The sequence below is a fragment of the Streptomyces pratensis genome, from assembly GCF_037137275.1.
GTDB classification, from domain to species: Bacteria; Actinomycetota; Actinomycetes; order Streptomycetales; family Streptomycetaceae; genus Streptomyces; species Streptomyces pratensis_B.
The window spans coordinates 23273-49856 of sequence record NZ_JBBBEN010000045.1 but is presented as its reverse complement, the minus strand read 5'-3'; the positions used below and the strand labels follow the sequence as shown (position 1 = coordinate 49856).

24 protein-coding genes are annotated in these 26584 nt (G+C 72.3%); 13 read left to right on the top strand and 11 right to left on the bottom strand.

The features are described 5' to 3' along the window. Positions 1–858 (bottom strand): questin oxidase family protein (locus V9U70_RS00735; protein WP_336672422.1); only part of this gene is annotated, 858 nt, incomplete at its 3' end. A gap of 524 nt (positions 859–1382) precedes the next feature. Here V9U70_RS00735 and V9U70_RS00730 point away from each other — a divergent pair. After that, the gene (locus V9U70_RS00730; RefSeq protein ID WP_336672421.1) at positions 1383–2384 is read left to right on the top strand and encodes a sigma-70 family RNA polymerase sigma factor; all 1002 of its coding nucleotides are present in this window, start codon (positions 1383–1385) and stop codon (positions 2382–2384) included. 130 nt (positions 2385–2514) lie between these two features. Here the strand turns inward: V9U70_RS00730 and V9U70_RS00725 are convergent, their stop codons facing one another. Continuing rightward, entirely contained in the window at positions 2515–3588 is a 1074-nt protein-coding gene (locus V9U70_RS00725; RefSeq protein WP_336672420.1) for a helix-turn-helix transcriptional regulator, read from the bottom strand. 61 nt (positions 3589–3649) lie between these two features. Here V9U70_RS00725 and V9U70_RS00720 point away from each other — a divergent pair, with 61 nt between their 5' ends. Then, positions 3650–5323: an MFS transporter gene (locus V9U70_RS00720; protein WP_419723908.1), complete on the top strand. Its 1674-nt coding sequence runs from the start codon at positions 3650–3652 to the stop codon at positions 5321–5323. A gap of 35 nt (positions 5324–5358) precedes the next feature. Here V9U70_RS00720 and V9U70_RS00715 read toward each other — a convergent pair whose 3' ends face one another. Next, complete coding sequence (locus tag V9U70_RS00715; protein ID WP_336672419.1) at positions 5359–6105, bottom strand: DUF6227 family protein; 747 nt, start codon at positions 6103–6105, stop codon at positions 5359–5361. Positions 6106–6331: 226 nt separating this feature from the next. Next, the gene (locus V9U70_RS00710) at positions 6332–7483 is read right to left on the bottom strand and encodes a P1 family peptidase (RefSeq protein ID WP_336672418.1); all 1152 of its coding nucleotides are present in this window, start codon (positions 7481–7483) and stop codon (positions 6332–6334) included. Positions 7484–7688: 205 nt separating this feature from the next. On the opposite strand from V9U70_RS00710, the gene V9U70_RS00705 reads away from it, so the two are divergent. The 6 genes from V9U70_RS00705 to V9U70_RS00680 all read left to right on the top strand — a co-directional run bounded on the left by V9U70_RS00705 (position 7689) and on the right by V9U70_RS00680 (position 13242). Next, positions 7689–8798: an MFS transporter gene (locus V9U70_RS00705; RefSeq protein ID WP_336672417.1), complete on the top strand. Its 1110-nt coding sequence runs from the start codon at positions 7689–7691 to the stop codon at positions 8796–8798. Continuing rightward, the gene (locus V9U70_RS00700; RefSeq protein WP_336672416.1) at positions 8795–11122 is read left to right on the top strand and encodes a molybdopterin oxidoreductase family protein; all 2328 of its coding nucleotides are present in this window, start codon (positions 8795–8797) and stop codon (positions 11120–11122) included. Before V9U70_RS00705 ends, V9U70_RS00700 begins: the two co-directional genes overlap by 4 nt. 6 nt (positions 11123–11128) lie before the next feature. After that, positions 11129–11731, top strand: a complete 603-nt coding sequence (locus V9U70_RS00695) for a 4Fe-4S dicluster domain-containing protein (RefSeq protein ID WP_336672415.1) — start codon at positions 11129–11131, stop codon at positions 11729–11731. Then, on the top strand, positions 11728–12522 hold the full coding sequence (locus V9U70_RS00690; RefSeq protein WP_336672414.1) for a Rieske (2Fe-2S) protein: 795 nt from the start codon (positions 11728–11730) through the stop codon (positions 12520–12522). The genes V9U70_RS00695 and V9U70_RS00690 overlap by 4 nt, the downstream gene beginning before the upstream one ends. After that, positions 12519–12914, top strand: coding sequence for a hypothetical protein (locus tag V9U70_RS00685; RefSeq protein ID WP_336672413.1), 396 nt, complete (start codon positions 12519–12521; stop codon positions 12912–12914). The genes V9U70_RS00690 and V9U70_RS00685 overlap by 4 nt, the downstream gene beginning before the upstream one ends. Positions 12915–13017: 103 nt before the next feature. Next, a complete protein-coding gene (locus V9U70_RS00680) occupies positions 13018–13242 on the top strand; it encodes a hypothetical protein (RefSeq protein ID WP_336672412.1) in 225 nt (74 codons plus the stop codon). A 16-nt stretch (positions 13243–13258) separates the two neighbouring features. On the opposite strand, the gene V9U70_RS00675 is transcribed toward V9U70_RS00680, so the two are convergent. The 6 genes from V9U70_RS00675 to V9U70_RS00650 all read right to left on the bottom strand — a co-directional run bounded on the left by V9U70_RS00675 (position 13259) and on the right by V9U70_RS00650 (position 19447). Beyond that, complete coding sequence (locus tag V9U70_RS00675; protein ID WP_336672411.1) at positions 13259–13786, bottom strand: large conductance mechanosensitive channel protein MscL; 528 nt, start codon at positions 13784–13786, stop codon at positions 13259–13261. Between the two features lie 113 nt (positions 13787–13899). Then, the gene (locus tag V9U70_RS00670) at positions 13900–14412 is read right to left on the bottom strand and encodes a hypothetical protein (RefSeq protein WP_419723913.1); all 513 of its coding nucleotides are present in this window, start codon (positions 14410–14412) and stop codon (positions 13900–13902) included. Positions 14413–14796: 384 nt separating this feature from the next. Further along, entirely contained in the window at positions 14797–15687 is an 891-nt protein-coding gene (locus V9U70_RS00665) for an S-methyl-5'-thioadenosine phosphorylase (protein WP_336672409.1), read from the bottom strand. Positions 15688–15776: 89 nt separating this feature from the next. Further along, on the bottom strand, positions 15777–16127 hold the full coding sequence (locus tag V9U70_RS00660; protein WP_336672408.1) for an FmdB family zinc ribbon protein: 351 nt from the start codon (positions 16125–16127) through the stop codon (positions 15777–15779). Between the two features lie 66 nt (positions 16128–16193). Then, positions 16194–17474 carry an MFS transporter gene (locus V9U70_RS00655; RefSeq protein WP_336672407.1) on the bottom strand — a complete coding sequence of 427 codons (1281 nt, stop codon included), beginning with the start codon at positions 17472–17474 and terminating at the stop codon, positions 16194–16196. A gap of 374 nt (positions 17475–17848) precedes the next feature. Further along, positions 17849–19447 carry a potassium/proton antiporter gene (locus V9U70_RS00650; protein WP_419723912.1) on the bottom strand — a complete coding sequence of 533 codons (1599 nt, stop codon included), beginning with the start codon at positions 19445–19447 and terminating at the stop codon, positions 17849–17851. A gap of 277 nt (positions 19448–19724) precedes the next feature. On the opposite strand from V9U70_RS00650, the gene V9U70_RS00645 reads away from it, so the two are divergent. Beyond that, positions 19725–22469 carry a penicillin acylase family protein gene (locus V9U70_RS00645; protein WP_336672406.1) on the top strand — a complete coding sequence of 915 codons (2745 nt, stop codon included), beginning with the start codon at positions 19725–19727 and terminating at the stop codon, positions 22467–22469. 45 nt (positions 22470–22514) lie between these two features. Here V9U70_RS00645 and V9U70_RS00640 read toward each other — a convergent pair whose 3' ends face one another. Beyond that, the gene (locus tag V9U70_RS00640) at positions 22515–23120 is read right to left on the bottom strand and encodes a 5-formyltetrahydrofolate cyclo-ligase (RefSeq protein WP_336672405.1); all 606 of its coding nucleotides are present in this window, start codon (positions 23118–23120) and stop codon (positions 22515–22517) included. Between the two features lie 94 nt (positions 23121–23214). On the opposite strand from V9U70_RS00640, the gene galU reads away from it, so the two are divergent. From galU to V9U70_RS00620, 4 genes are all read left to right on the top strand, one after another. Next, the gene (galU, locus tag V9U70_RS00635) at positions 23215–24117 is read left to right on the top strand and encodes a UTP--glucose-1-phosphate uridylyltransferase GalU (RefSeq protein ID WP_336672404.1); all 903 of its coding nucleotides are present in this window, start codon (positions 23215–23217) and stop codon (positions 24115–24117) included. A gap of 4 nt (positions 24118–24121) precedes the next feature. Then, positions 24122–25432: a molybdotransferase-like divisome protein Glp gene (gene glp / locus V9U70_RS00630; RefSeq protein WP_336672403.1), complete on the top strand. Its 1311-nt coding sequence runs from the start codon at positions 24122–24124 to the stop codon at positions 25430–25432. A 98-nt stretch (positions 25433–25530) separates the two neighbouring features. After that, complete coding sequence (moaC, locus tag V9U70_RS00625; protein ID WP_336672402.1) at positions 25531–26031, top strand: cyclic pyranopterin monophosphate synthase MoaC; 501 nt, start codon at positions 25531–25533, stop codon at positions 26029–26031. Next, the gene (locus tag V9U70_RS00620) at positions 26028–26579 is read left to right on the top strand and encodes a MogA/MoaB family molybdenum cofactor biosynthesis protein (protein WP_336672401.1); all 552 of its coding nucleotides are present in this window, start codon (positions 26028–26030) and stop codon (positions 26577–26579) included. Before moaC ends, V9U70_RS00620 begins: the two co-directional genes overlap by 4 nt. Positions 26580–26584 lie beyond the last annotated feature (5 nt).

Here is a 26584-nt window from a genome sequence, read left to right as displayed (position 1 = left end):
CGGGAGGGGAGCCGCCTCGCGGGGCGTGTACGCGGCGGTGACCGCCGCGCTCGCCGCCCAGGCCGCCCCCAGGCTCGGCGCCCACAGGGCCTCCGGGAGGGCCGGCAGGGTGCGCAGCACGGCGTTGGGCGCGGTGGCCGCGTGGACCAGCATGACCGGCGCGCCGTGCCCGTGGGCGGCGTACCGGTGGGTCGCCGCCCGGACCAGCTCGTCGAGCGCGGCGCGAGCCTCCTGCGGCCCGGCGGGCTCCTGCCCCGGCCACCGGGGGAACCCGGTCAGCTGCGGGAGCCGGGCCCGGATGCCCCCGCTGGGATCGGCCACCGGAGGCACCCGGTCCAGGGCCGCCGCCGCGCTCGGGGCGGGGCCGAGGAGCTCCAGGTCAGGCAGCGGCTGGTGCCGGGCCGCCCAGTAGCCGAGCGCGTGCGCGAGTTCCCGCACGCGCGGCGCGGTCTCCTCTCCCGCCAGCAGGGTCCGTACGGAGTGGCCCACCCGGATCACCGGATGCGTGGCGCCCGCCGCGATGCCGGGCAGCAGCCGGGGCCACCACTCGGCGAGGACGTCGCGCCAGGGCCGGCCGTCCGTCTCCTGTTCCAGGAACAGCGTCCAGTCGGCGACCCTGCGGGGGTCGCCCAGCGCCTCCCGCCAGTTGTGCGCGGTCACCGGGGCGACGGAAGCCGGCATGTCCTCCAGCTTGGGGCCGTACCGGTCCAGCCACCGGTGCACGGCCGGAGCCTGACCGTGCCGGACCAGGGCCTCCACCGCCATCGGCGCGTGGTTGCTGAGCCACCCCTCACGCTCCGGCCCCGAGGTGTGGAGGCGCGCCAGTGCTTCGTCGAGGGTGCCCGTGGTGTCATCCATGCCGTCACATGCTAGGGAGCCCCGGGCCGCGGCGGATCGGCCCGGAGTCCCGGCTTCCCTCGGTCCGCAGTCCCCCTCCCGGCGGCGCACTCCACCGGCTGCGGCGAGCCGGCGCGGCGACCGGCGCGGGGGCGCTCCCGGCTCCGGCGACCCTCCCGCTGAGCAACCAGGAGGTGGCATGGCCCGTCTTGAGGGTAGGAGCGCGATACCGGAAGCCGCTGCTCCGGAGCGTGAGGGCACCGGGTCGCGTGCGGGCGAGGAACCGTGCCGCATGTGAGCGCGGTCTCACGGCGAAGGCGTCGACGGATCGCGGTCAGGGGCGTCCCGCCCACCCCGAGACCGTTCTGACCTGCCCTTACGCGGGCGGATACGGCAAGCGGCCTCCCGTCGGAGTCGGACAGGGTACTGCATGATCGCGAAAGTGAATGCGTGGCTTGGGAATTCTGTCCGGATTCCAGTCGTTGTTTCCATCGGATGCAGGGCACCCGGAAGGGTGTCGCGACCTACTCAGCAAGGGAGCACGCATGGCAACCCGTGCCGTCGCCCGTCGTACGTCCACCGCCTCCGGTGAGACCGACCGGGCAAGCAGTGTTCGCGCCGTGGGCGGGGAAATCGCCGATCGCGACCTGGTCGGCATGTACCTGGACGAGATCGCCCGCACACCGCTGCTCGACGCCGCCAAGGAAGTCGACCTCTCGCAGGCCATCGAGGCGGGCGTCTACGCCCAGCGCATCCTCGACGGCGAGGTGGAGAGCGCCGCAGGTGGGGCGAAGCGTGAGGAACTGGAGGCGCTGGTCGCCGAGGGCGAGCGCGCCAAGGACATATTCATCCGCTCCAACCTCCGGCTCGTCGTCGCCGTGGCCCGCCGCTACCCGCGTGCGGGGCTCCCTCTGCTCGACCTGATCCAGGAGGGCAACGCGGGCCTGGTGCGCGCGGTCGAGAAGTTCGACTACGCCAAGGGGTTCAAGTTCTCCACCTACGCCACCTGGTGGATTCGGCAGGCCATCACCCGGTCCATCGCCGACCAGTCCCGCACGATCCGGCTCCCCGTCCACCTGGTGGAGGAGCTCGGCCGGATACGCCGCGTCCAGCGCGAGTTCAACCGTGAGCACGGCCGGGACCCGGAGCACGCGGAGATCGCGGCCGAACTCGACTCCAACGCCGAGCGCGTCGGCAACGTCCTGGACTGGGCCCGCGACCCGGTCAGCCTCAACATGTCCGTGGACGACGACGGGGACACCCAGTTCGGCGACCTGCTGGAGGACACCTCAGCGGTGTCGCCCGAGCAGTCGGTGATGACGCTGCTTCGCAGCGAGGAGCTGGAGGACCTGATCGGCAAGCTCGACAACAGGACGGCCTCGATCATCAAGATGCGGTACGGCATCGAGGACGGCCGTGAGCGGACCCTCACCGAAGTGGGCAAGCAGCACGGTCTCACGAGGGAGCGAATCCGCCAGATCGAGAAGCACGCGCTCCTCGAATTGAAGCGAATGGCTCACGACACGGGTTTTGACGCTGCGGCGTGAGCCAATAACCCGTAATCTCCCCATCAAGCCGGTTCGCACCGGCCGACCGACCGGGTCGTTCCGGTCGCCGACCGGTTTTTCGCCGGTCCCCGAGCTGAGCCCCGGCGCCCACCCCCCCCGGCGCCGGGGCTCACCCCTGTGCCGGGGCCGGCCCCTCCGCGGCCCCCGCCCCAGAGGCGGCGCGGGTCAGCCGGGCCCCCAGCCCCTCCAGGCACGCCACCAACCGCGACGGCCCCCGCACGGAGAACTCGCAGTCCACCAGGGCCAGCCGCAGCGCCACCCACTCCAGCGAATCGGTGCACGTCGCCCGCAGTCTGCACCCGCCCGTCCCGTCCGGCTCCGGCGCGCCGAGCATCGCGGGCAGCCGCGCCGCCACGAACTCCGCCGGAGCGCCGAACCACACGTCCAGGCGCAACTCCGGCTGCGACTGCCGCATCCGCCGCATCGACCGGGCCAGGAACGTCGCCGCGTCCCCCTCGCCGCTCCCGCCGCCGTCCCCCGGCCCTCGCCCCTCGCCGTGCCGGTCCCCCTGCGCGCCGTCGACGGGCAGGGGCCTGGGCGCGAAGCGGACCCCTGTCGCGAAGGGCTCATCGACCCGGTCCACCCGGAACGTGCGCCAGTCCTCCCGGCCGAGGTCGTACGCCACCAGATACCAGCGCTGTCCGGCGCTCACCAGCCGGTACGGCTCGACCTGCCGCTTCGTCCGGACGCCGTCCCCACTGCGGTACGCGAACCGCAGCCGCTCCCGGCCGGTCGCCGCCGAAGCCAGCGTCGTCAGGGTCTGCGGGTCGATGGTGGCGCCGTCGCCCCGGGTGAGGGGCACCGTGGCGTTCTGGAGCGCGGAGACCCGGTGCCGCAGCCGCGAGGGAAGCACCTGCTCCAGCTTGGCCAACGCCCTCACGGAAGCCTCGTCGACGCCCTCGATGGCGTGCCCCGCGCCGGCCCGCAGCCCCACCGCGATGGCCACCGCCTCCTCGTCGTCCAGCAGGAGGGGCGGCATGGCGGCCCCTGCGACCAGGCGGTAACCGCCCTCGGAACCCCGAGAGGCCTCCACCGGGTAGCCCAGGTCTCGCAGCCGGTCGATATCGCGGCGGATCGTGCGCGGACTGACGTCGAGGCGTTCGGCCAGCTCTCCGCCCGGCCACTCGCGCGGGGTCTGGAGGAGCGACAACAGCTTCAGCAGGCGTGCCGGGGTGTCGGTCATGCCCTCAGCATGGCGGGCCAACAGGTCACGGTCTGACCTATTGGGGATCTACGTTCTCGCCATGCCTTCTTCCGCACCCCCGCCATCCGGGGCACCGTCCCCCGCGCCGCCCACCCCACCCGTGATCCCCGGAGCGCCGGCCCGGTCCGCGACGGCGCCCACCGACGGGGCCGCGCCGGACACCGCGGCCCCGACCCCGGCCCCGCCCGCGCCGGCCGACCGGCGCCGCTGGTTCGCGCTCGCCATCGTGATGACCGCGGCCTTCATGGACCTGGTCGACGTCACGATCGTCAACATCGCGATCCCCAGCATCACGCGCGACACCGGGGCCTCGGTCTCCGCGATCCAGTGGATCACCGCCGGGTACGCCCTGGCGTTCGCGGCCGGACTGATCACGGGCGGCCGGCTCGGCGACATCTACGGGCGCAAGCGGCTCTTCCTCATCGGCATCGCCGGGTTCACCGTGGCCTCGGCCCTGTGCGGTCTCGCGGGCGGTCCGGAGATCCTGGTCGCCGCCCGCGTCCTCCAGGGCGCGACGGCCGCGCTCATGGTCCCCCAGGTGCTGTCGATCGTGCACGCCACCTTCCCGGCGCACGAGCGCGGCAAGGTCTTCGGACTCTTCGGCGCGGTCGTCGGCCTCGGCGCCGTCTCCGGTCCGCTGCTCGGCGCGCTGCTCACCGAGTGGGACCTCTTCGGGCTCGGTTGGCGGCCCATCTTCCTGATCAACCTGCCCGTGGGCATCGCCGGCCTGGTCCTCGGCGCGAAATTCATCACCGAGTCCAAGGCCCCCAAGGCCGTCCGGCTGGACCTGGCGGGCGTCGGCCTGGTCACCCTGGCCATGCTGATGCTCATCTACCCGCTCACGCGGGGACACGAGCTGGACTGGCCGCTGTGGGGCCATGTGTCGATGGTGGGCAGCCTCTTCGTCTTCGGGGCGCTGGTCCTTTACCAGCGGCAGAAGTCCCTGGCCGGCGGTTCGCCGCTGATCGAGATATCCCTCTTCCGGGTCAAGAGCTTCGCCGCCGGCATCGCCGTGCAGCTGACCTTCGGCGTCGCCCTCGGCATCTTCTTCCTGGTCTGGACCCTCTACATGCAGATGGGCCTCGGCTGGAGCGTGTTGCGCGCCGGCACGACGGGCATCCCGTTCTCCGTCGCCGTGTCGTTGGCCGCGGGGATCTCCGTACAGAAGCTCGTGCCGCGCTTCGGACGCAGGGTTCTCCAGGGGGGCGCGCTCCTCATGATCACCGGACTGCTGATCTACCTCTGGGAGGCCGAGCGGTACGGCCTGGCCATCACCTCCTGGCAGATGGCCCTGCCCCTGGTGGTCATGGGCGTGGGGATGGGGCTGATCGTGGCCCCGCTGACCGACGCGGTGCTCTCCGAGGTCCCCAAGGAGCACGCGGGTTCGGCGTCCGGGCTGATCAACACCGTGCAGCAGATGGGCATGGCGCTCGGCCTCGGCCTCGTCTCCGTCGTCTTCTTCGGCGCGATCGGTGACCGGCTCTCCCCCCTGGAGGTCGGCCCGGCCTACGTCGACGCGTTCCAGCAGTCGATGGGGTGGGTCGTCGGAGTGCTGTCGGTGATCTTCCTGGTGATGTTCGCGCTGCCCGCCCGGCCGCGCGCGCACGAGGCACAGAGCCCGGAGACGGCGGGCGAGCAGTACGTGGAGGGCGAGGGCGGCGCGGGCCCCGCTCCCGGCTCCCCTCCGGTCAAGGAGCCCGCACTGAACGGCTGACCGGCCGCCCCGGGCCGACGGCCGCCCTGCGGGTGTCAGCAGATGCGGGTGCGGCTCTCCATCGCCGTCCGGGCGGTGTGCTCGTCCTCGTACACCTCGCACATGTGGCGGCCGTCGGGCGTCGCCGTGTGCTCGACCTCCCACAGGCTCGTCTCCCTGCCGTCCAGCAGCAGGAACGCGTGCTCGTACAGCGTGAACCCGGCCTCCTGGTCGCCGACGCGGTACTGGCGCCCGAAGATCTGGGTGATGTGGTGGGCGAACGCGGTCCGCAGGAGCAGCGCCTTCCGCTCGGCCGGCCGGTCCGCGTTCTCCGCGCGGCGCAGGACCCGGCGGGCGTGGTCGGCGGAATTGTCGGGAGCGTAGGTCCGGGGGCGCGGGGCCGCCGGAGCGGACCCCGGGGCCGCGAGCGTCTCCTGGTCCCCCTGCACGCCCACGTCACCGAAGACCGGGGAGTCGGAGCAGCTCCCGGCGAGCCGGGAAGCGGCGGTGCGGGCGTCGCCCTCGTCGTCGTACAGCTCGTGTCGGCGCGGCTCCCGGACGCCCCGGCCGCCGCTGTGCACCAGCTCCCACAGGGTCAGGGCGGAACCGTCGGCGAGGAGATACGCGTGGCGGTAGGTCTCGCGGTGCAGCACGGAGCTGTGGTGCGAGGAGTGCAGCGAACTGCTGTGCGCCAGGGCCGAACCGAGGCGGTCGACCGTGCTGTCGGGAAGCTCGAAGGAATTGAGGGCGCGTCGCAGGAGTCGGTCGAGGTGCTGCTCGGTTGTCTCGTACGGATCGCTCAAGGTGCTGTCTCCAGGCCGTCGCCGCGTGTTACTTGGTGCGTGCTTAACGTAGTCCCTGGGTCTGACATCGTGACCGGGGTTCGTAAAAACGTAGGGCTCACGCAGAAAGTTCCCGGGGCGCACGCGGTGCATTTCGGGCGGTTGGGGCGAACTCCCTTGCTTCGAAGGCGAGTCGGCCTCGCGTGCGCCCCTGCCGATCCCCGCGCGCCCCCGTGGCGCCGCGCCCCTACCCGCCGTACAGGTCCGTGTACGAGAGGAACGCCCCACCGGGCCCCGCGGTGGTCCGGGCCGCGCGCACCGCCTTGACGACGGCCCGGGCCAGCACGTCGGCGCCCGCCGCCAGGATCTCGTTGACCGCCACCGGATCACGCGGAGGCAGGTGAACGTCTCCCGTGACCAGCGCGAAGACGGTGTCCCCGTCGGTCAGCAGGTGGACCGGGCGCACCGCGCGGGCCAGCCCGTCGTGTGCGGTGCCCGCCAGTTTCTGGGCCTGCGCCCTGACGAGATCCGCGTCCGTGGCGACGACCGCGAGCGTGGTGTTGAACGGCGGGGCCCCGCCCCCGGCCGCCTCCATCGCCTCCTGCTCCCGTGCCAGTCGCCGCACCGCCTCCGCGTGGACACCGGCCGGGGGGTGCGTCGGCGGCTCCCCGGCCCCGTACTCCCCGAAGAGCACGCCCGTCCGGGGGTCGACGACCGAACCCGCCGCGTTCACCGCGGCGAGGGCGGCCACCGTCACCCCGCAGGGCAGGCGCACGCTCGCGGTGCCGATCCCGCCCTTGAGGCGCCCGGCGACCGCACCCGTGCCGGCGCCCACACCGCCCTCGGCGACCGGGGCCCCAGAGTCCGTGGCGGCCGCCGCCTCCACCGCGGCGCGCCCGGTCGACGCGTCCGGCCGGGCCCGCCAGTCGCCGCCCCGGCCGAGGTCGAAGAGGGCGGCGGCCGGGACCACCGGCACCACCTGGCCGGGGCCGGGGCCGACCCGGACGCCCCGGCCCCGCTCCTCCAGCCAGGCCATCACGCCGGACGCGGCGTCGAGCCCGTACGCGCTGCCGCCGGTGAGGACGACGGCATCGACCCGCTGCACCAGGTTGCGCGGGTCCAGCGCGTCGGTCTCCCGCGTGCCGGGGCCGCCGCCCCGCACGTCCACGGCCGCCACCGCCCCGCCCTCGGGCGCCAGGACGACGGTCGTGCCGCTCAACGCGCCCTCACCGGCGACCTGGGCGTGGCCCACGCGCAGGCCCGCAACATCGGTCAGCGCGTCGAGCGCCGACGCGGGCCCGAAGCGCTCGGCGGCCTCACCGCCGTCGATCCCCTTCCCGCCGTCAATGCCCTCATCGGCCTCGGTGGCGCCGGTGTTCTCGGTGTCCTCGGGGGGCATGGCATGGCTCCTTCGGTCGGGGCCCGCCGGGCGAGAAACGGGCCGGTGCCTGGCGAACGTACCTGCGAACGGCGGCGCCCCGGGCGCCCTCGCGCGGAACCCGCGAGCCGTTTCAGGGGAAACCCCTGCGACTGTCCGAGCGACGCACACACCCTCTCGCCGCCCAAAGCGGACCAAAAGCCACCAATCGTCCTACGGTGGCCGGGTGACCGAGCCATCAGAAGCCTCCGCCGACGTCGAGCCCCCCGCCCCCGGCGCGCCGGCGGGCGCCTCATCCACTCCCTCCGGCCCCCGGTCCGTCACCACCCGGGCCACGCTCGCGGGAGCGGCCGCCTCCGGACTGCTGGTCCTGGCGATCGTGTTCGGCAGCCGCATGCTGCACAACTTCGACTCGGCCCTCCTCCCGTACGCCGTGGCCACGGTCTTCCTCGCCTTCGGCGTCGCCTACCGCTACACCGTGTGGATCTCCGCCCCCGGCGCCCGGCGCCTGTTCATCGAGGGCCGGCGCAGCCTCTTCTCCCTCGAGAACTTCCGCGGCGCCCCCACCGCCCTGCCGAGGATGGCCGCCACCTACCTGGGCTTCCAGAAGTTCCTCGGCGCTCGTTCCCACGCCCGGTGGGCCGCCCACCAGCTCATCTTCTGGGGCTGCGTACTCGCCGCCCTGATCACCTTCCCGCTCACCTGGGGATGGTTCACCTTCACCTCCGGCAGCGGCTCGGGTCCCGGCTACGAGATGCGGATGTGGGGCGTCAAGATCCTCGGATTCGACTCGCTCAGCCTCCTCGGCTGGCTGATGTTCCACGGCCTGGACATCGCCGCCGTGCTCGTCATCCCCGGCGCCTCCTACTTCCTGTGGCGACGGATGAAGGACCGCGGCGCCGTCACCGGCCAGCGCTTCGCCTACGACCTCCTCCCGCTGATCGCGCTGATCGTCATCTCCGTGACGGGTCTGCTGCTCACCTTCTCCTCGATCTTCCTGCACGGCGGCGGCTACCAGTTCCTGGCGATCCTCCACATGGCGTCGGTGGTCTTCACCCTCATCTACATCCCGTTCGGCAAGTTCTTCCACATCGTCCAGCGCCCGGCCGCGGTCGGCATGCAGCTGTTCAAGTACACCGGCCGCAAGGACGACGAGGTGTTCGCCTGCCGCCGCTGCGGAGAGCCCATCGACACCGGGCCCTACGTCGAGAACCTGCGCGGCACCATGCGCGACCTCCGCCTCGACTTCGACGCCTGGGCCGAGTACTGCCCCCGCTGCAAGCGGGTGCTGCGCGGCACCGCCTACCTCTCGCATGTGAAGAAGGGCTTCAAGTGACCGCCCGTCCACGAGCTGCCGCCGATCGCCGTACGTTCATCCCCCTCGACCCCTCCCTGGCCCCGCCCGGCGCCCGCGCCTTCCGGGACGCCGGCGGCATCCCGGCCGACCAGTGGCACGCCGACCAGAACGGCGAGACGCTCGTGCCCACCCACTGCTGCTTCTGCGGCGTCCAGTGCGGGATGTATCTGCGCGTCGACCGCGGCGGCAAGGTCTTCGGCGTCGAACCCCGCAACCACGACATCAACCGGATGCGCCTCTGCCCCAAGGGCATCAACGCCTATCAGCAGGTCAACCACCCCGACCGGCTCACCTCCCCGCTGATGCGCCGCTCCCGTGAAGAGGAGTTCCGCGAGGTGTCCTGGGACGAGGCGCTCGACTTCACCGTCTCCGAGGTCGAACGCATCCAGCAGGCCCACGGCAAGGACGCCTTCGGGCTCCTCGGCGGCGCGAGCCTGTTCTCCGAGAAGACGTACCTGGTGGGCAAGTTCGCCCGCGTCGCCCTCAAGACCCGGCACGTCGACTACAACGGCCGCCTGTGCATGGTCAGCGCCGCGGGCGCCAACAAACTCGCCTTCGGCATCGACCGCGCCGGCAACCCCTTCTCCGACATCCTCCTCACCGACTGCCTGCTCATCGCGGGCTCCAACGTCGGCGAATGCTTCCCCGTGATGACCCAGTACGTCTGGGGAGCGCGCGACCGGGGGGCGAGCCTCATCGTCATCGACCCGCGCGAGACCGCCATCGCCCGGACCGCCGACATCCACGTCGCCCTCAAGCCCGGCACCGACTCCGCCTTCTTCACCTCCGTCCTGCACGTCGTCATCGAGGAGGGGCTCACCGACGAGAACTTCCTCGCCGCCCACGCCACCGGCTGGGAGGAGGTCAAGGCCAAGGCCGCCGAGTACCCGCCCTCCCGCGCCGCCGCGATCTGCGGGGTCCCCGCCGAGCAGATCGTCCAGGTGGCCCGGGCCTTCGCCCGCGCGCCCAGGGCCATGGCCTGGCACGCCCGCGGTATCGAGCACCACTCGCAGGGCGTCGAGAACTGCCTCTCCGTGATCAACCTCTGCACGGCCACCGGCCACATCGGCAGGCCCGGGGCCGGATACGGCACCCTCACCGGCCAGGGCAACGGGCAGGGCGGCCGCGAACACGGCCAGAAGTCCGACCTGCTGCCCGGCGGCCGCTCCATCGCCAACGAGGAGCACCGCCGCCAGATCTGCGAGATCTGGGGCATCGAGGAGACCGAACTCCCACCCGCCGGGACCTCCATGATGGAAATGGTCTGGCAGATGCAGCGCCGCGAGATCCGCGGGCTGATCGGGATCTGCAACAACCCCTTCGTCTCCCTGCCCAACTACCGGGTGGTCAAGGAGGGGTACGACGCCATCGAGTTCCACGCCCAGTTCGACTTCTTCCTCTCCGAGACCGCGGCCAACGCGCACGTCGTCTTCCCCGTCACCACCTGGGCCGAGGACGAAGGGGTGATGGCCAACGCCGAAGCCCGTGTGGTCAAGCACAACAAGGCCCAGGACCCGCCCCCCGGCGTCCGGACCGACACCTGGGTGATGTGCGAGCTCGCCCGCCGCCTCGGCGCCGGGGACAAGTTCGACTTCCCCGACTCCCGGTCGGTCTTCGACGAGCTGCGCGTCGCCTCCGCCGGGACCGTCAACGACTACTACGGCATCACCTACGAACGGCTGGAGGAGACCGGCGGCATCGCCTGGCCCTGCCCCTCCACCGACCACCCCGGCACCCCCCGGCTCTTCGAGGACGGGAAGACCTCCCACCCCGACGGCAAGATCCACCTCCAGGCCGTCGCATGGCACCCGCCGATGGACCCGTACGACGACGACCACCCCATGTCGCTGACCACCGGCCGCACCGTCGCCCACTTCCTCTCCGGCAACCAGACCCGCCGGCTCGGCGCCCTCGTCGAGCAGACCCCCCGGCCCTGGGTCGAGATCCACCCCTCGCACGGCTTTTGCAACGGCGAGCCCGTGCGCGTCGTCACCCGGCGCGGCAGTGAGGTCTTCCCCGCCCTGGTCACCGAGGCGATCCGCCCCGACACCGTGTTCGTCCCCTACCACTGGCCCGTTCCCACCGCGGCCAACGCCCTCACCATCGACGCCCTCGACCCCCGCTCCAAGATCCCCGAGTACAAGGTGTGCGCCTGCCGCGTCGAGCACGCCGAGCGGATCGACGAGGTCCCCGCCCCACCGGTCGCTCCCGGCCATGTCGCCTACCCGCAGACCCAGGTCTCCCGAACCGATCCGCTGCCCCCCACGGCCCCCCAGGGCCGTGGCACCTCGGAAAGGAGCTGACGCCCCGTGATGGGCAGAACGATCTTCATCGACCCGGGGCGCTGCATCGGCTGCCAGGCCTGTGTCTCCGCCTGCCGCGAATGCGACTCGCACCGCGGAAAGTCGATGATCCACCTCGACTACACCGACGAGGGCCACTCCGTCGCCTCCCTCCCGACGGTCTGCATGCACTGTGAGGACCCGGTCGCCCCGTGCGCCGAGGTCTGCCCCGCCGACGCGATCCTCGTGACCGCCGACGGCGTAGTGCAGCAGGCCGACACCACCCGCTGCATCGGCTGCGCCAACTGCGTCAACGCCTGCCCCTTCGGCGTACCGAAGATCGACCTCCAGGCGAAGCTGCAGATGAAGTGCAACCTCTGCTACGACCGCACCGCCTACGGCCTGGCCCCCATGTGCGCCACCGTCTGCCCGACCGGAGCGCTCTTCTACGGGACCGTCGAGGAACTCCAGGCCGAGCGCCCCGGCGTCCAGGTCGCCGACACCTTCGTCTTCGGCGAGACCGAGGTCCGAACCGGCGTGGCCATGGTCGTCCCCGCCGAACGCGTCCAGTGGCCGGTGCCCGGCGGTCTGCCCGTCGTCGAGATCAACGGGAAGGACGTCCGCCGATGAGCGTCACCGAGCAGCAGCCGGGCGATGAACGCCCCGGCACAGGAGACCCGCGCGCGGCGCTCCAGGACCGGATCGCCGCCGACTCCCTCACCACCCGGCGGGACTACCTCCGCATCGTCACCACCGTCTCCGGCGGCCTCGCCGTCGGCGGCGTCGGCGTGGCCGCGGGAATCCTGCACCGCCATGGCGACGACGAGGAGGGGCGGGCCCCCGAGGCGAAACGCATCACCCCGCGTCTGCTGCCCGGCGAGTCCGTCGCCTTCCGCTACCCGGGCGAGGAGGACCGGGCCGTCGCCGTCCGCCTCGACGACGGCACGCTCGTCGGCTACTCCGCCGTCTGCACCCATCTGGCCTGCGCCGTGCTGTGGCGCAAGGACCGCGGCACGGAGGGCGAGCTGTACTGCCCCTGCCACGAGGGCGTCTTCGACGCCCGCTCCGGCGAGGTCACCGCGGGGCCGCCCCCGCGCGGGCTGCCCAAGGTCGTGGTCATCGAGCAGGACGACGGCAGTGTCTGGGCCGTGGGGACCACCCGCTCCGGCGAGAGCGTCGAGGAGGGCCTCTGCCGCCAGCTCGGCGGTGAGCGGCCGGACCTCGCCGCCCGTATCGGCTGCCCCGACATCGGCGGCGGAGCCGAGTCACCGCCCCGGGCCGCGCGGGCACGGTCCCGGGCCGCCGAAGGCCCGCCGCAGGGCAGGGCGCCGGGCCGCGGACCGGTCGGCGCCGCCGCCGGGCCGGGGCCGGGAACCGCAGAGGGGCCCGCGCCCGCCGGGAAGGGAGACAGGCGGACATGAGCGAATCCGGGCGCCCCGAACAGCCGCTGCCGCCCCCGGGCAGCCACTACCCGACCTACCACCCCGGCAGCGCCGACCCCGCGTTGAACCGGCCGGTCCATGAGCGGTATCCGCAGATCCGCCCCACCAGTGGTTACGGGGACCCCCGCGTCCGGCACACCGGCCCCGGCCCCGGAGCGGGCACCGACCAGGAGCCCGAGCGCTCCTCGAAGCTGACCGCCCGCCTCGTCCTGGCCATGACCGTCGTCATCGGCCAGCTGTGGGGGCTGACCGTGCTGACCGACGCGTGGATGGAGGGCAGCACGGGGACGGCGTGGTGGGGGGCAGGCTTCCTCTGTCTGTCGTTCCTGGCCGTGCTGGGTCTGTGGCTCATCGACCCGAAGGACCGCTGACGGCCGCCCGGGGCCCCGCAGGGCCTGAAGGCCCCCGCCGCCCCGGCCGCCCCGGCGGCCTCTGTGGTCCCCGATCGGCCTCGTGCCGCCGTACCCTGGAGGCATGAGCGCCGCCCCCGCCCCCCGCCCGCGCGATGCGAAGCGGCAGCAGCCGGCAGAGCAGCTGCCGAAGGAACCGAAGCCCAAGCCGGTTCTGGTCTTCGACGATCCGCTGGACCGGCGGTCCGCGGACGACACGGACCAGGGGTGGGGCGAGCGGGCTCCTGCCAGCGGCGGCGCCGCCGACCTCTCGCGCTTCCTGGACGAGAAGCCGCCCCACCACATCTGAGGGGATGGCCGAAGGGCTACCGCTCCTCGCCCCGCCCAGGGGCGGCCCCGCCACTTCCTCCGGAGGCCTCGCCCGAGCCGACCGGTCCGCCGGTGCGCTGCGCTACGAGGACGTCGCGGATCTCCTTCAGCACCTCCAGTTCGCTCACCTCCAGCGTCTCCCGAACGCCCTCCTCTGCGGCCTGCGCGGCCGCCCGCCCGGCCAGGTACCTGGCCATCGGCAGCACCATCAGGAAGTACACGACCGCGGCCGTGATCAGGAAGCTGAGGGCGGCACTGAGCACCGAGCCCCACAGGATCTCGATCCCGCCCCTCTGCCCGGTCTCCGGGTCCGTCGTGCACGGGCCCTGGAGGCAGGAGCTGTACTCCGCCAGATCCCGGGTGCCGAACGCGCCGACCAACGGGTTGATCACGCCCTTGACGACCGCGTTCACGATGTTGGTGAACGCCGCACCGATGACGACGGCCACCGCGAGGTCGATCACGTTTCCACGCGTCAGGAAGGCCTTGAAGCCCTCCAGCCGACTGGCCTTCTTCTCGCCCACAGGTGAGCCTTCCTTCGCGTGCGCGGGGACGGGAGCGGACTGCTCCGTCACCCAAGGCGGGGGAAGGCGGCACTGTCCAGTCCGCTCCTCCTCCTGGGCGAGGTGAGAGCACGTCAGTTCGCATCGGACACCGCCACGGCAAGTCGCCCCGACGTCCCGGCGCCGAGCAGCGCCGTGGCCGTCGAACGCTCCACGGACAGCATCACCAGGGCCCCCGCCCCCCGGTCCGCACCGTCCGCACCCTCGTACGCGAGGCCCGTGGCGGCCGGGCCCCGCCCGGGGCCGCGGGCGTCCGCGGGCACTCGCGGCATCTCCGTCACGCGCGCTCCCCGGGCCACGACGTGGGCGTCCTCGCCCGGGGCCCCGACCGCGATCACATCGACCCGGTCTCCCGGCCGCAACAGCCGTACCGTCTCCGCGTCCGCGATCCGGACCGGCGCGGAGACCAGCCGCACCGAGCCGCGATCCGCACCCGGCGGTGGGTCCGGGGCGGCGGCTTCTCCCTCTGCCCCGCCGGCCAGCCCCGCGGTGGCGAGAACGGCGCCTGCCAGTGCGAGTGCCGTGGCCGCCGCGCGCCGCTGCCGCAGGAGCGTCCGCCGCAGCCGGTCAGCACCCCCGCCCCGCACTCTCAGGGGGGCGAACGGGCCGACTCCGCACGGTGCGGGCACCGGGGCGGGAGGTTGGTGAGGCGACCGGCTCCGGTCCACGGAACGGGGAGAGCCACCGGGGGCGGTAGGAGGGCACGGAGTGGTGGGGGCGTGGGGCGCGGAGTGGAGGAACGGATTCATGGCACCACCTGGAATCGGGCGAGACGCGCGCACGGGAAAGGGGAGCCCGGCCGGAGTGTTCCGGCCGGACTCCCCTCACTTTCCTCCGCTCGCACAGATCCCGCCGGGCCCTGTGGACAGCTCCGGAACTGTGGACAACTTCGCCACCCGTTCCGGTGAAAAACCCCCGCAGGGCGCGCGGTTCGCGCTCTGCCGGCGCCCCCGCTCCGCACACGGCGGCCGCTACGGCAGCGCGATCCCCGTCTCGATGCCGTCCAGCGAGTGCGCGCAGGTGCAGTTGCGGGTCTCGGTCCTCGGCAGCCCCGTCACCGCGTCGAACAGCACCGTGCGCAGCCGGTCCACGTTGGCCGCGAACACCTGGAGCACCTCCTCGTGCGAGACGCCCTCGCCCGCCTCCGCCCCTGCGTCCAGATCGGTGACCAGGGTCAGGGTGGTGTAGCAGAGGCCCAGCTCGCGGGCGAGCACCGCCTCCGGATGCCCGGTCATGCCCACGACCGACCAGCCCATCGCCGCGTGCCAGCGTGATTCCGCCCGGGTGGAGAAACGGGGGCCCTCGACCACCACCAGGGTGCCGCCGTCCACCGGGTCCCAGCCGTGCCCGCGGGCCGCGGCGAGCGCCGCCTTGCGGCCCTCGGGGCAGTAGGGGTCGGCGAATCCCAGATGGACGACGTTGGGTACGGCCCCGTCGGCCCGGGTCTCCCCGTCGTAGTACGTCTGCACCCGGTTCTTGGTGCGGTCCACCAGCTGGTCGGGGACGAGCAGCGTGCCCGGCCCGTACTCCGGCCGCAGCCCGCCGACCGCGCACGGTCCCAGGACCTGGCGCACTCCGACGGAGCGCAGGGCCCACAGGTTGGCCCGGTAGTTGATGCGGTGCGGGGGCAGATGGTGGCCCCGGCCGTGGCGGGGGAGGAAGGCCACTCGGCGGCCGCCGATCTCGCCGAGGAAGACGGAGTCGCTGGGCTTTCCGTAAGGCGTGTCCACCGGGAGTTCGGTGACGTCCTCCAGGAAGGAGTAGAAGCCCGAGCCTCCGATGACACCGATCTCCGCGTGCCCCTCGGCGCCCTCGGCGGCTGATGTAGCCGTACCGGAGCTCGTATCCGTATGTGCGTCCATGCGGTCACCGTATCCGGGGGAGTGCGGGCGGTGGAACGCACGCGGACCCCGCCGATCGGGTCGGCGGGGTCCGGTGATGCGTAGGGAGCTCAGGCGGCTGACGTGCCGCTCGACGAGGCCGGCGCGGCGGCGGGCTTCGAGGAGGAGGCGGTCGACGAGGACGCCGACGAAGCGCTCGCCTTCGCGTCCGCACCCGACGACGAGGACGATGCGGAGTCGGACGACTTCGCGGTCGACGGCACGGGTGTGCTGCTCGACGACGAGCCGCGGCTGTCGTTCCGGTAGAAACCGGAACCCTTGAAGACGATGCCGACCGCGGAGAACACCTTCTTCAGGCGTCCGTCGCAGCTCGGGCACACGGTCAGGGCATCATCGGTGAACTTCTGCACCGCCTCAAGGCCTTCGCCGCACTCGGTGCACTGATACTGATAGGTCGGCACTTGCTCCTCCTGGCACTCTCACTCAATGAGTGCTAACGACGCTCCATACTGACGTATTCCGAGGAATCAGTCCACTGTCACCGGCTCGCGGTGACCGATCCCACGTGCCGCCGCCCCTTTCGAGGCCTTCGGCGTGAGCCGTGAGCGCAGGGCCAGCAGGGTCGCCAGGGCCAGCGCCGTGGCGGCCAGCGGCACCAGGAATCCGGTGCTCGCGCCGTGGGCGTCGGCGAGTTGCCCCGCCACGGTCACGGCCGCCGCCTGGCCGAGCGCCACCGCGCCCGTCAGCCAGGTGAAGGCCTCCGTGCGGGCGGTGGCGGGGACCAGCGCGTCGACGAGGGTGTAGCCGCTGATCATCGCCGGAGCGATGCACAGGCCGACCAGCAGGCCGAGTCCGGCCAGCAGCGGCACCGAGTGCACGGCCCACAGGCCCGACGCGGTCAGGGCCAGCGCCACGTATCCGACGAGCAGCCGGCGGCGCGGGGTGCTCTTCCAGGCGATGGCGCCGAAGGCGATGCCCGCCAGCATGTTGCCCGCCGCGAAGACGCCGTAGAGCAGACCGTTCACCCCGGGGTGGCCGATCTCCTCGGAGAACGCGGTCAGGGAGACCTGCATGCCGCCGAAGACCGCCCCGATGCCCAGGAACGCGACGGCCAGGACGCGCACGCCCGGCACGGAGAGCGCGGAGGCGTGCGGTTCGGCCGCGGTCGCGGCGCTGCGGGGGGCGGGCTGGGTGGCGCGCTGGGCGGCGAAGAGCAGGCCGCCGACCAGGGTGAGGGCCGCTTCCGCGATCAGGCCGGCCGCCGGGTGCACGCCGGCGCACAGGGCCGTCGCGATCACGGGGCCCAGGACGAACGTGAACTCGTCCGTCACGGACTCGAACGCGGCGGCTGTGGACATCAGCGGGGAGGCGGGCCGGTCCGGGGTCGCTCCCAGGACCGACGCCCAGCGGGCCCGCACCATCGGGCCGACCTGGGGGATCGAGGCGCCGGTCGGCACCGCGGCGGCGAACAGCGCCCACAGGGGCGCGTCCGCCAGGGCCAACGCCGTCAGCGCGCCGACGGAGGCGGCGTGCAGGAGCACCCCGGGCAGCAGGACGGAGCGCTGGCCGAACCGGTCGGCGAGCTTGCCGCTCTGCGGGGCGAACAGCGCCATGGAGACGCCGGAGGCCGCCGCCACGGCGCCCGCGCTGCCGTAGGAGCCGGTGGTGTGCTGGACGAGGAGGACGATGCCGATGGTGAGCATCGCGAAGGGCTGCCGTGCGGCGAAGCCCGGGAGGAGGAAGGTCCACGCACCAGGGGTACGCAGCAGCCGCCCGTAACCGGGGCGGTCGGAGACCGTGGTCGCCACGGTCCTTGCCTTTCTGCCGCCTGGTAGCCCTGCTTCCCGGCGCCCTTGTGGGGCGGGCCGAACGGAAGCGGCCGAGAGCTGTCCTCTTCGCGCGGAACTGCGGTAGATGCCGGGCGACTCGCTGCCATCGGCGAGGAGACGCCGGGCGAAGAGGCACCACGACCGCCATACGGTCGCGCCAGCTCTGCTTCAGACAGAGTTGGTCGATCAGGTTTACCTTCATGCTACAGGCGAAAGAGCGCCGTGCGCCTGCGAATGCGTACAGGAGCCCCGTACGGGCCTGTGATGTGCGACGCGTACCCGGCGGGACGCCTGCGCCATGACCTGTGGGGCACCGTCTTGGCGCCCGCCGCCTGCCGGGTACGACGCGCGCCTCAGGAGCGGGTCTTCGTCCCGCCACGGCCCTCGCCCGTGCCGCCGCGGCCTGGGCCGTGGTCGTCGTCGTGCCGGCCGCCGCCCAGTTTCTTGGCCAGCTTCATCGCCTGGGGGAGGCCGGACCTGCCCCCGGCCCCCGGCGCACCCGCGCCGCCCGGGGCCCCGGGTCCGGCCGTGCCCAGCCAGCCGGCCAGCTTGCCGCCGGCGCCGACCGCCCGCAGCCGGGCCTCCGCCGCGTCGCGCACCGGGTCGGTGGCGACCACCAGCAGTTCGTCCCCGCGTCGCAGCACCGTCGTCGGCGAAGGGACGAAGCTCTGCCCGTCCCGGACCACCAGCGTGACCGCCGCGCCCGCGGGGAGCCGCAGCTCGCCGATCTCGACCCCGTGCATCTTGGACTTCGCGGGGACCCCGACGGACAGCAGGTGTCCGCGCAGCCGCTCCAGCGGCGCGGACTCGATGCCCAGGTCGGCGGCCTCGGACGGGTCGTCGGCGATGTTCAGCTTTCTTCCGACCCAGGGCAGGGTCGGGCCCTGGATCAGTGTGTAGACGATGACCAGGACGAAGACGATGTTGAAGATCCGGGTGCTGCCCTGAATACCGGACACCATCGGAATGGTCGCCAGGATGATGGGCACCGCCCCGCGCAGCCCGGCCCAGGACATGAGGACCTTCTCGCGCGCCGGCAGCCGGAACGGCAGGAGGCTCAGGAAGACCGACAGCGGCCGCGCCACCACGGTCAGCACCAGACCCACGATGATGGCGGGCCAGAAGTCCTCGACCAGGTCGTGCGGGGTGACCAACAGGCCGAGCAGCACGAACATGCCGATCTGGGCGAGCCAGCCCAGCCCGTCGGCGAAACCGCGGGTGGCGGCCCAGTGCGGCAGCTTGGAGTTGCCGAGGACCATCGCGGCCAGGTAGACGGCGAGGAACCCGCTGCCGTCGGCCAGGGCCCCGGCCGCGTACGCGGACACGGCGATGGCCATCACGGCGATCGGGTAGAGGCCGGAGGCGGGCAGCGCCACGTGCCGCAATCCGAGCGACCCCAGCCAGCCCACTGTGACGCCGATGGCCGCCCCGATGGCCAGTTGCAGGGCGATCTGGCCGATCAGGACGTACCAGTGGTCGACCGGGCCGATCGTGGAGAACGCGACGACCAGGATGACCACGGGGGCGTCGTTGAAGCCGGACTCGGCTTCCAGGAGGCCGGTGACCCGGGGCGGCAGCGGCACTCTGCGCAGGACGGAGAAGACGGCCGCGGCGTCCGTCGAGGAGACGACCGCGCCGATGATGAGGGCCTGGCGCCATTCCAGTCCGACGAGGTAGTGCGCGGCGGAGGCGGTGACGCCCACGCTGATGCCGACGCCGAGGGTCGAGACCACCAGGGCGGCGGGCAGGACGGGCCGGACCTCTTTCCACTGCGCCCCGAGTCCGCCCTCGGCCAGGATCACGACCAGCGCGGCGTAACCGATCACCTGTGTCAGCTCGGCGTTGTCGAACTGGACGTCGAAGATACCGTCCTGCCCGAGGGCGATCCCGATGCCGAGGTACAGCAGCAGGCTGGGGAGCCCGCTGCGTGAGGAGATCCGCACCGCCGCCACGGCCACGAGCAGGACGAGCGAGCAGGCGAGCAGGAGTTCGTTGAGCGCGTCGACAGTCAGGGTCCGATCCTTCCCTGCGTGCGCCTGCCGGATCGTCCTCCGGCAGCCAGTTACTTCGTTACCTTACCTAATCTTTTACGGTTCCTTGACGCCTTCGCGTGTTCGTGCGAACAGGACGCAAATGGATGCATCTCCATACCGCGTCCGAGTGGCTTCCCGGCTGCGCCTATGGTTGCTCCTGCACTCCCAGGACCACCCTGCCCCTCGAAGGACAGCGATGCCCGCCAACACAACCGACTCTTCCGGCCCTTCCGACGCGAAGAAGTCCGGCAGGAAGAAGGGGCGACGCGCCCGCCTGATCGTGCTCGTCCTGGTGCTGGCGCTCGTCGCGGGTGTCGGGTACGGGGCGTACTGGTCCGTGTTCACCGTCCGGGCCTCGTACCCGCAGACCAGCGGGTCGCTCACTCTCGACGGCCTCTCCGGCGACGTCGAGGTCAAGCGCGACTCCTACGGGATTCCGCAGATCTACGCCGACTCCGACGCCGACCTCTTCCGCGCCCAGGGCTTCGTCCAGGCCCAGGACCGCTTCTGGGAGATGGACGTCCGGCGGCACATGACGTCCGGCCGGCTCTCCGAGATGTTCGGCTCCGGACAGGTGGAGACCGACTCCTTCCTGCGCACCCTCGGCTGGCGCGAGGTGGCGCAGAAGGAGTACGACGAGGTCCTGGACGAGAGCACCAAGAAGAACCTCCAGTCGTACGCGGAGGGCGTCAACGCGTATCTGAAGGGCAAGGAAGGCCGGGACATCTCGGTCGAGTACGCGGCACTGGGGCTCACCAACGACTACAAGCCCGGCGCGTGGACCCCGGTCGACTCGGTGGCCTGGCTCAAGGCGATGGCCTGGGACCTGCGCGGCAACATGCAGGACGAGATCGACCGTTCGCTGCTGACCAGCCGTCTCGACAAGGACCAGATCGAGGACCTGTACCCCGAGTACCCGTACGAGCAGCACAAGCCGATCGTCGACCGCGGGGCGGTCTCCCCGGTCACCGGGGAGTTCGACCCGGAGGCAGAACCGTCCGACACGCTCGGCTCGACCACCCCCGCGGGCGCTGCCGAGGGCCTGAACACCCAGCTCGCCGCCCTCTCCGACACCCTCGACGCGATCCCGGCGCTGCTCGGCCCCAACGGCAACGGCATCGGGTCGAACTCCTGGGTCGTCGACGGTGGTCACACGACGACCGGCAAGGCGCTGCTGGCCAACGACCCGCACCTCGCGCCGATGCTGCCCTCGCTCTGGTACCAGATGGGCCTGCACTGCCGGGAGCTGTCCGAGACGTGTCAGTACGACACGGCGGGCTACACGTTCTCCGGGATGCCCGGGGTGATCATCGGCCACAACCAGGACATCGCCTGGGGCCTCACCAACCTGGGCGCGGACGTCACCGACCTCTTCCTGGAGAAGGTCTCCGCGGACGGCTACCTGTACGACGGCAAGACCAGGTCGTTCACGACCCGCGAGGAGACCATCAAGGTCGCCGGCGGCAAGGACCGGAAGATCACCGTCCGCGCGACGAACAACGGGCCCCTCGTCTCCGACCGCAGCAAGGAGCTGGAGAAGGTCGGCCAGAAGGCCCCCGTCGCCAACGCCGCGCCGGACCGTGCCGACGGGTACGCGGTGGCGCTGAAGTGGACCGCGCTGGAGCCCGGCAAGTCCATGGACGCGGTCTTCGCGCTCAACCGGGCCAAGGACTTCGCCGGCTTCCGGGCGGCCGCAGAGCACTTCGAGGTGCCCTCGCAGAACCTCGTCTACGCCGACACCGAGGGCAACATCGGCTATCAGGCGCCGGGGAAGATCCCGGTCCGCTCCGAGGGCTACGACGGAACGGCGCCCGCGCCGGGCTGGGACCCGCGGTTCGCGTGGGAGGGGTACATCCCCTTCGACGAGCTGCCCTACGAGTACAACCCGAAGCGCGGCTACATCGTCACCGCGAACCAGGCCGTCATCGACGAGAGCGACTACCCCCACCTGCTCACCAAGGACTGGGGTTACGGCACCCGCAGTCAGCGGATCAACGACCTCCTCGCCAACAAGATCGAGCGTGGCGAGAAGATCTCGACCGACGACATGCAGAAGATGCAGATGGACAACACCAGCGAGATCGGCGCGCTGCTGGTGCCCGAACTGCTGAAGATCAACATCTCCGAGCCCAGCGTGCGCGAGGCCCAGAAGCTGCTGGAGGGCTGGGACTACACCCAGGAGCCCGACTCGGCCGCCGCCGCGTACTTCAACGGCGTCTGGCGCAACATCCTCAAGCTCGCCTTCGGTGACAAGCTCCCCAAGGAGCTGCGGGTCAAGGGCGACTGCATCAACGTGCCGCCGGCCAGGAACAGCGGCCCGGTCGACGAGCAGAAGAAGCTCGTGCGCGAGTGCGGGCAGCGCGCCAAGGACTCCGCGCAGCCCGACGGCGGGGACCGCTGGTTCACGGTGGTCCGCGACATCGTCGACGACCAGGAGAACGCGTGGTGGAAGGCGCCCGCCCGGGGTCGTGAGGACGCTCTGGAGAGCCGGGACGACCTCTTCGCCCGTGCGATGGAGGACGCCCGCTGGGAGCTGACCGCCAAGCTCGGCAAGAACATCTCCACCTGGAGCTGGGGCCGACTGCACCAGCTGACGCTGAAGAACCAGACCCTCGGCACGGAGGGGCCCGACCTGCTCCAGCGGGCCCTCAACCGCGGCCCCTGGAACCTCGGCGGCGGTGAGGCGGCGGTCAACGCCACCGGTTGGAACGCGGCGGGCGGCTACGAGGTGGTCTGGGTGCCGTCGATGCGCATGGTCGTCAACGTGGGGGACTGGGACAAGTCCCGCTGGATCAACCTCTCCGGGGCCTCCGGGCACGCGTTCAGCGCGCACTACACCGATCAGACCGACAAGTGGGTCGAGGGCGAACTGCTCGACTGGCCCTTCGGGCCCGACGCGGTCGCCGAGTCCACCGTCGACACGCTGAAGCTCACCCCGTGAGAGTCCGGCCCGCCGACTGGGGCCCACCCCTGAGGGGCCCGGCTCTCACCTGCCGAAGCTCCGCGCTCCGGCCGGAGTGACCACGGCGTCCACGGGGTGGTCGTGCGGTTCCGCGGGGACCCGGGCGACCACCTCGTCGTCGTACAGCAGCACGATGAGCGCTGGATGCGCCCCGGCCGCCATCAACCGGGCCAGCACCCGGTCGTAGCTGCCGCCGCCCCGCCCCAGCCGCATCCCGGCCCCGTCCGCCGCCAGGCCGGGCAGCAGCACCGCGTCGGCGTCCAGGACGGCGGCGGGCCCCAGGCGCGGGCCCGCCGGCTCAAGGAGGCCCCGCCCGGCGGGCAGCAGGCGCTCCGCGCCCTCGTAGACCGCCCAGTCCAGGTCGTTGTCGGGCAGGAGCACCGGCAGCAGCACCCGCACGCCGCGCCCGCGCAACGCGTCCAGCAGGGCGCGGGTGCCGGGTTCGCGCCCCACGGAGACATACGCGGCGACCGTACGGGCGTCCGCCAGCCGGGGCAGGCGCAGGGCGGAGGAGGACAGGGCCGCGGCGGCTTTCGCGACGTCCTCCTTCGTCAGGAGGGCACGCGCGGCGAGCAGTTCGCCGCGCAGGACGGCCTTCGCGGCCGCCTTTCCGGACTTGTCGGTGTTCAAGGGGGGCTCGCACCCTTCTCGTATGGGCATATATGGGGGCAAAGTTAACCGGAATATCATCTTCCGAGCGTGGGCACCCGTTAGGGTTCAGCGCATGACTCAGTCGCCCTCCAGGATCAGCAAGGCCGTCATCCCGGCAGCAGGTCTCGGGACCCGATTCCTGCCCGCCACGAAGGCCACTCCCAAAGAGATGCTGCCTGTCGTCGACAAGCCGGCCATCCAGTATGTCGTCGAGGAGGCCGTCGCCGCGGGCCTCTCCGACGTCCTGATGATCACCGGCCGCAACAAGCGTCCCCTTGAGGACCATTTCGACCGCAACTACGAGCTGGAGTCCGCGCTCACCCGCAAGGGCGACGCCGAACGCCTCGCCAAGGTGCAGCAGTCCAGCGATCTGGCCACCATGCACTACGTGCGCCAGGGCGACCCGCGCGGCCTCGGTCACGCCGTGCTGTGCGCGGCCCCGCACGTGGGGGACCAGCCCTTCGCCGTGCTGCTCGGCGACGACCTGATCGACCCGCGCGACGCGCTGCTGGCCCGGATGGTGGAGGTCCAGGAGCGCGAGGGCGGCAGCGTCATCGCGCTGATGGAGGTCGAACCCTCGCAGGTCCACCTCTACGGCTGCGCCGCGGCGGACGCCACGGTGGACGGCGACGTCGTCCGCGTCACCGACCTGGTCGAGAAGCCGGACCCGGCCGACGCCCCGAGCAACCTCGCCATCATCGGCCGGTACGTCCTGGACCCCGCGGTCTTCGGCATACTGCGACACACCCAGCCGGGCCGCGGCGGCGAGATCCAGCTCACCGACGCGCTCCAGCTGCTCGCCGCGGACGAGAAGATCGGCGGGCCGGTGCACGGCGTCGTCTTCAAGGGCCGCCGCTATGACACCGGCGACCGCAGTGACTACCTGCGCGCCATTGTCAGACTGGCGTGCGAACGTGAGGACCTGGGACCGGACTTCCGGACCTGGCTGCGCAAGTACGTCACCGAGGAGATGTAACCCCGTGAGCAGCACGATCTGGTCGGTGGAAGAGCACCTGGACGACATCCTCGCCGCGGTGAGGCCGCTCGAACCCATCGAGCTGCAACTGCCAGAGGCCCTGGGGTGCGTCCTGGTGGAGGACGTCGTCGTGGAGGTGGCCCTGCCGCCCTTCGACAACAGCTCCATGGACGGCTACGCGGTCCGGATCGCCGACGTCGAGGGCGCGGACGAGGAGTTCCCCGCGGTGCTGACCGTCATCGGCGACGTCGCCGCGGGCAGCGCGGGGCTCGCCGACGGCCAGGCCGTGGGGCCGGGGCAGGCCGCCCGCATCATGACGGGCGCGCCGCTGCCCCCCGGCGCGGAGGCCGTGGTCCCGGTCGAATGGACCGACGGCGGCACGGGCGAGGGCCCGGCCGCCGCCATGCGCGCCCACAGCGACGCGCCGGAGGGCGCGGCCGGAGAGGTGCGCGTCCACCGCTCGGTCACGGCCGGAGCCCATGTGCGCAAACGCGGCAGCGACGTCGAGCCGGGCGATCTGGCCCTGCGCGCCGGGTCGGTCGTCGGCCCCCCGCAGATCGGGCTGCTCGCGGCGATCGGCTGCTCGACGGTGGTCGTGCGGCCCCGCCCCCGGGTGGTCGTCCTGTCCACCGGCAGCGAACTGGTCCAGCCCGGCGAGGAGCTGACGCCCGGACAGATCTACGACTCCAACAGCTTCGCGCTGACGGCTGCCGCCCGGGAGGCCGGAGCCATCGCCTACCGGGTCGGAGCGGTGGCCGACGACGCCGAGACGCTGCGCGCCACGATCGAGGACCAGCTGATCCGCGCGGACATCCTCGTCACCACGGGCGGCGTCAGCGTCGGCGCGTACGACGTGGTCAAGGAGGCGCTGTCCTTCGCCGGGGACGAGGACGAACCGGGCGGCGGGGTCGAGTTCCGCACGATCGCCATGCAGCCGGGCAAGCCCCAGGGGTTCGGCTCGATCGGCCCGGACCACACCCCGCTGCTCGCCCTGCCGGGCAACCCCGTCTCCAGTTACGTCTCCTTCGAGCTGTTCGTCCGTCCCGCCATCCGGGCCCTGATGGGTCTGCCCGAGGTGCGCCGCCCCACGGCCCGCGCCCGGCTGAGCGCCGACAAGGCCCTCACCTCGCCGGAGGGCCGCCGCCAGTTCCTGCGCGGCACGTATGACGCGAAGGCGGGCACGGTCGCCCCGGTGGGCGGCTCCGGATCGCATCTTGTGGCCGCGCTCGCGCAGGCGGACGCGCTGATCGTGGTGCCCGAGGACGTCACGTCGGTCGAGCCCGGCACGGAGACGGACGTGATCCTCCTCCGCTGACCGCCGCCCGGTGGCGGTACGGTATCTGCCGCCGTGCCTTCCGGGGGTCCCCCTCCGGCCCGAGGTCAGCCGGCGCCCCTACCGCTAGGCGGAGTGAGTTGAGTACGCAGAACAAGCTGACGCACATCGACGAGGCGGGCGCGGCCCGCATGGTCGACGTGTCGGAGAAGGACGTCACCACCCGCGTCGCCCGCGCCGGAGGCCGGGTGCTCGTCTCGCCGCGCGTGATCGAGCTGTTGCGCGGCGAGGGGGTCCCCAAGGGCGACGCCCTCGCGACCGCCCGGATCGCCGGGATCATGGGGGCCAAGCGCACCCCGGACCTGATCCCGCTCTGCCATCCGCTGGCCGTCTCCGGCGTGCAGGTCGACCTGAGGGTCGCCGACGACGCGGTGGAGATCACGGCCACGGTGAGGACGACGGACCGCACCGGCGTCGAGATGGAAGCCCTGACCGCCGTGTCGGTGGCGGCCCTGACCGTGATCGACATGGTCAAGGCGGTCGACAAGAGCGCGGTCATCACCGACGTACGCGTCGAGGCCAAGTCGGGCGGCAAGTCCGGCGACTACCGGCGCACCGCACCCGAGGGCACGGACACGTGACGCCGCCCGAGCCTCAGGCCCCCGGCGGCGAACAGCGGCCCTCCGGGCCCCCGGCGGCCTACCGCGCTCTCGTCGTCACCGCCTCCAACCGGGCGTCGGCCGGGGTGTACGCGGACAAGGGCGGCCCGTTGATCGCCGAAGCCCTCGCCGGCCTCGGCTTCACGGTCGACGGCCCACAGGTCGTGCCCGACGGCGACCCGGTCGAGGCGGCCCTGCGCGCCGGAGTGGCCGCCGGATACGACGTGATCGTCACCACCGGCGGTACGGGCATCTCGCCCACCGACGCCACGCCCGAGGCCACCCGCCGCGTCCTCGACCACGAGATCCCCGGCATCCCGGAGGCGATCCGGGCCGAGGGCCTCGCCACGGTCCCCACCGCCGCGCTCTCCCGAGGCCTGGCGGGCGTCGCGGACCGCACCCTGATCGTCAACCTCCCCGGGTCCACCGGCGGGGTGCGCGACGGGCTCGCGGTCCTCGGACGGCTCCTGGTGCACGCCGTCGACCAGCTCCGCGGCGGCGACCACCCCCGGCCGGGGAGCCCGAGCTGAACAAC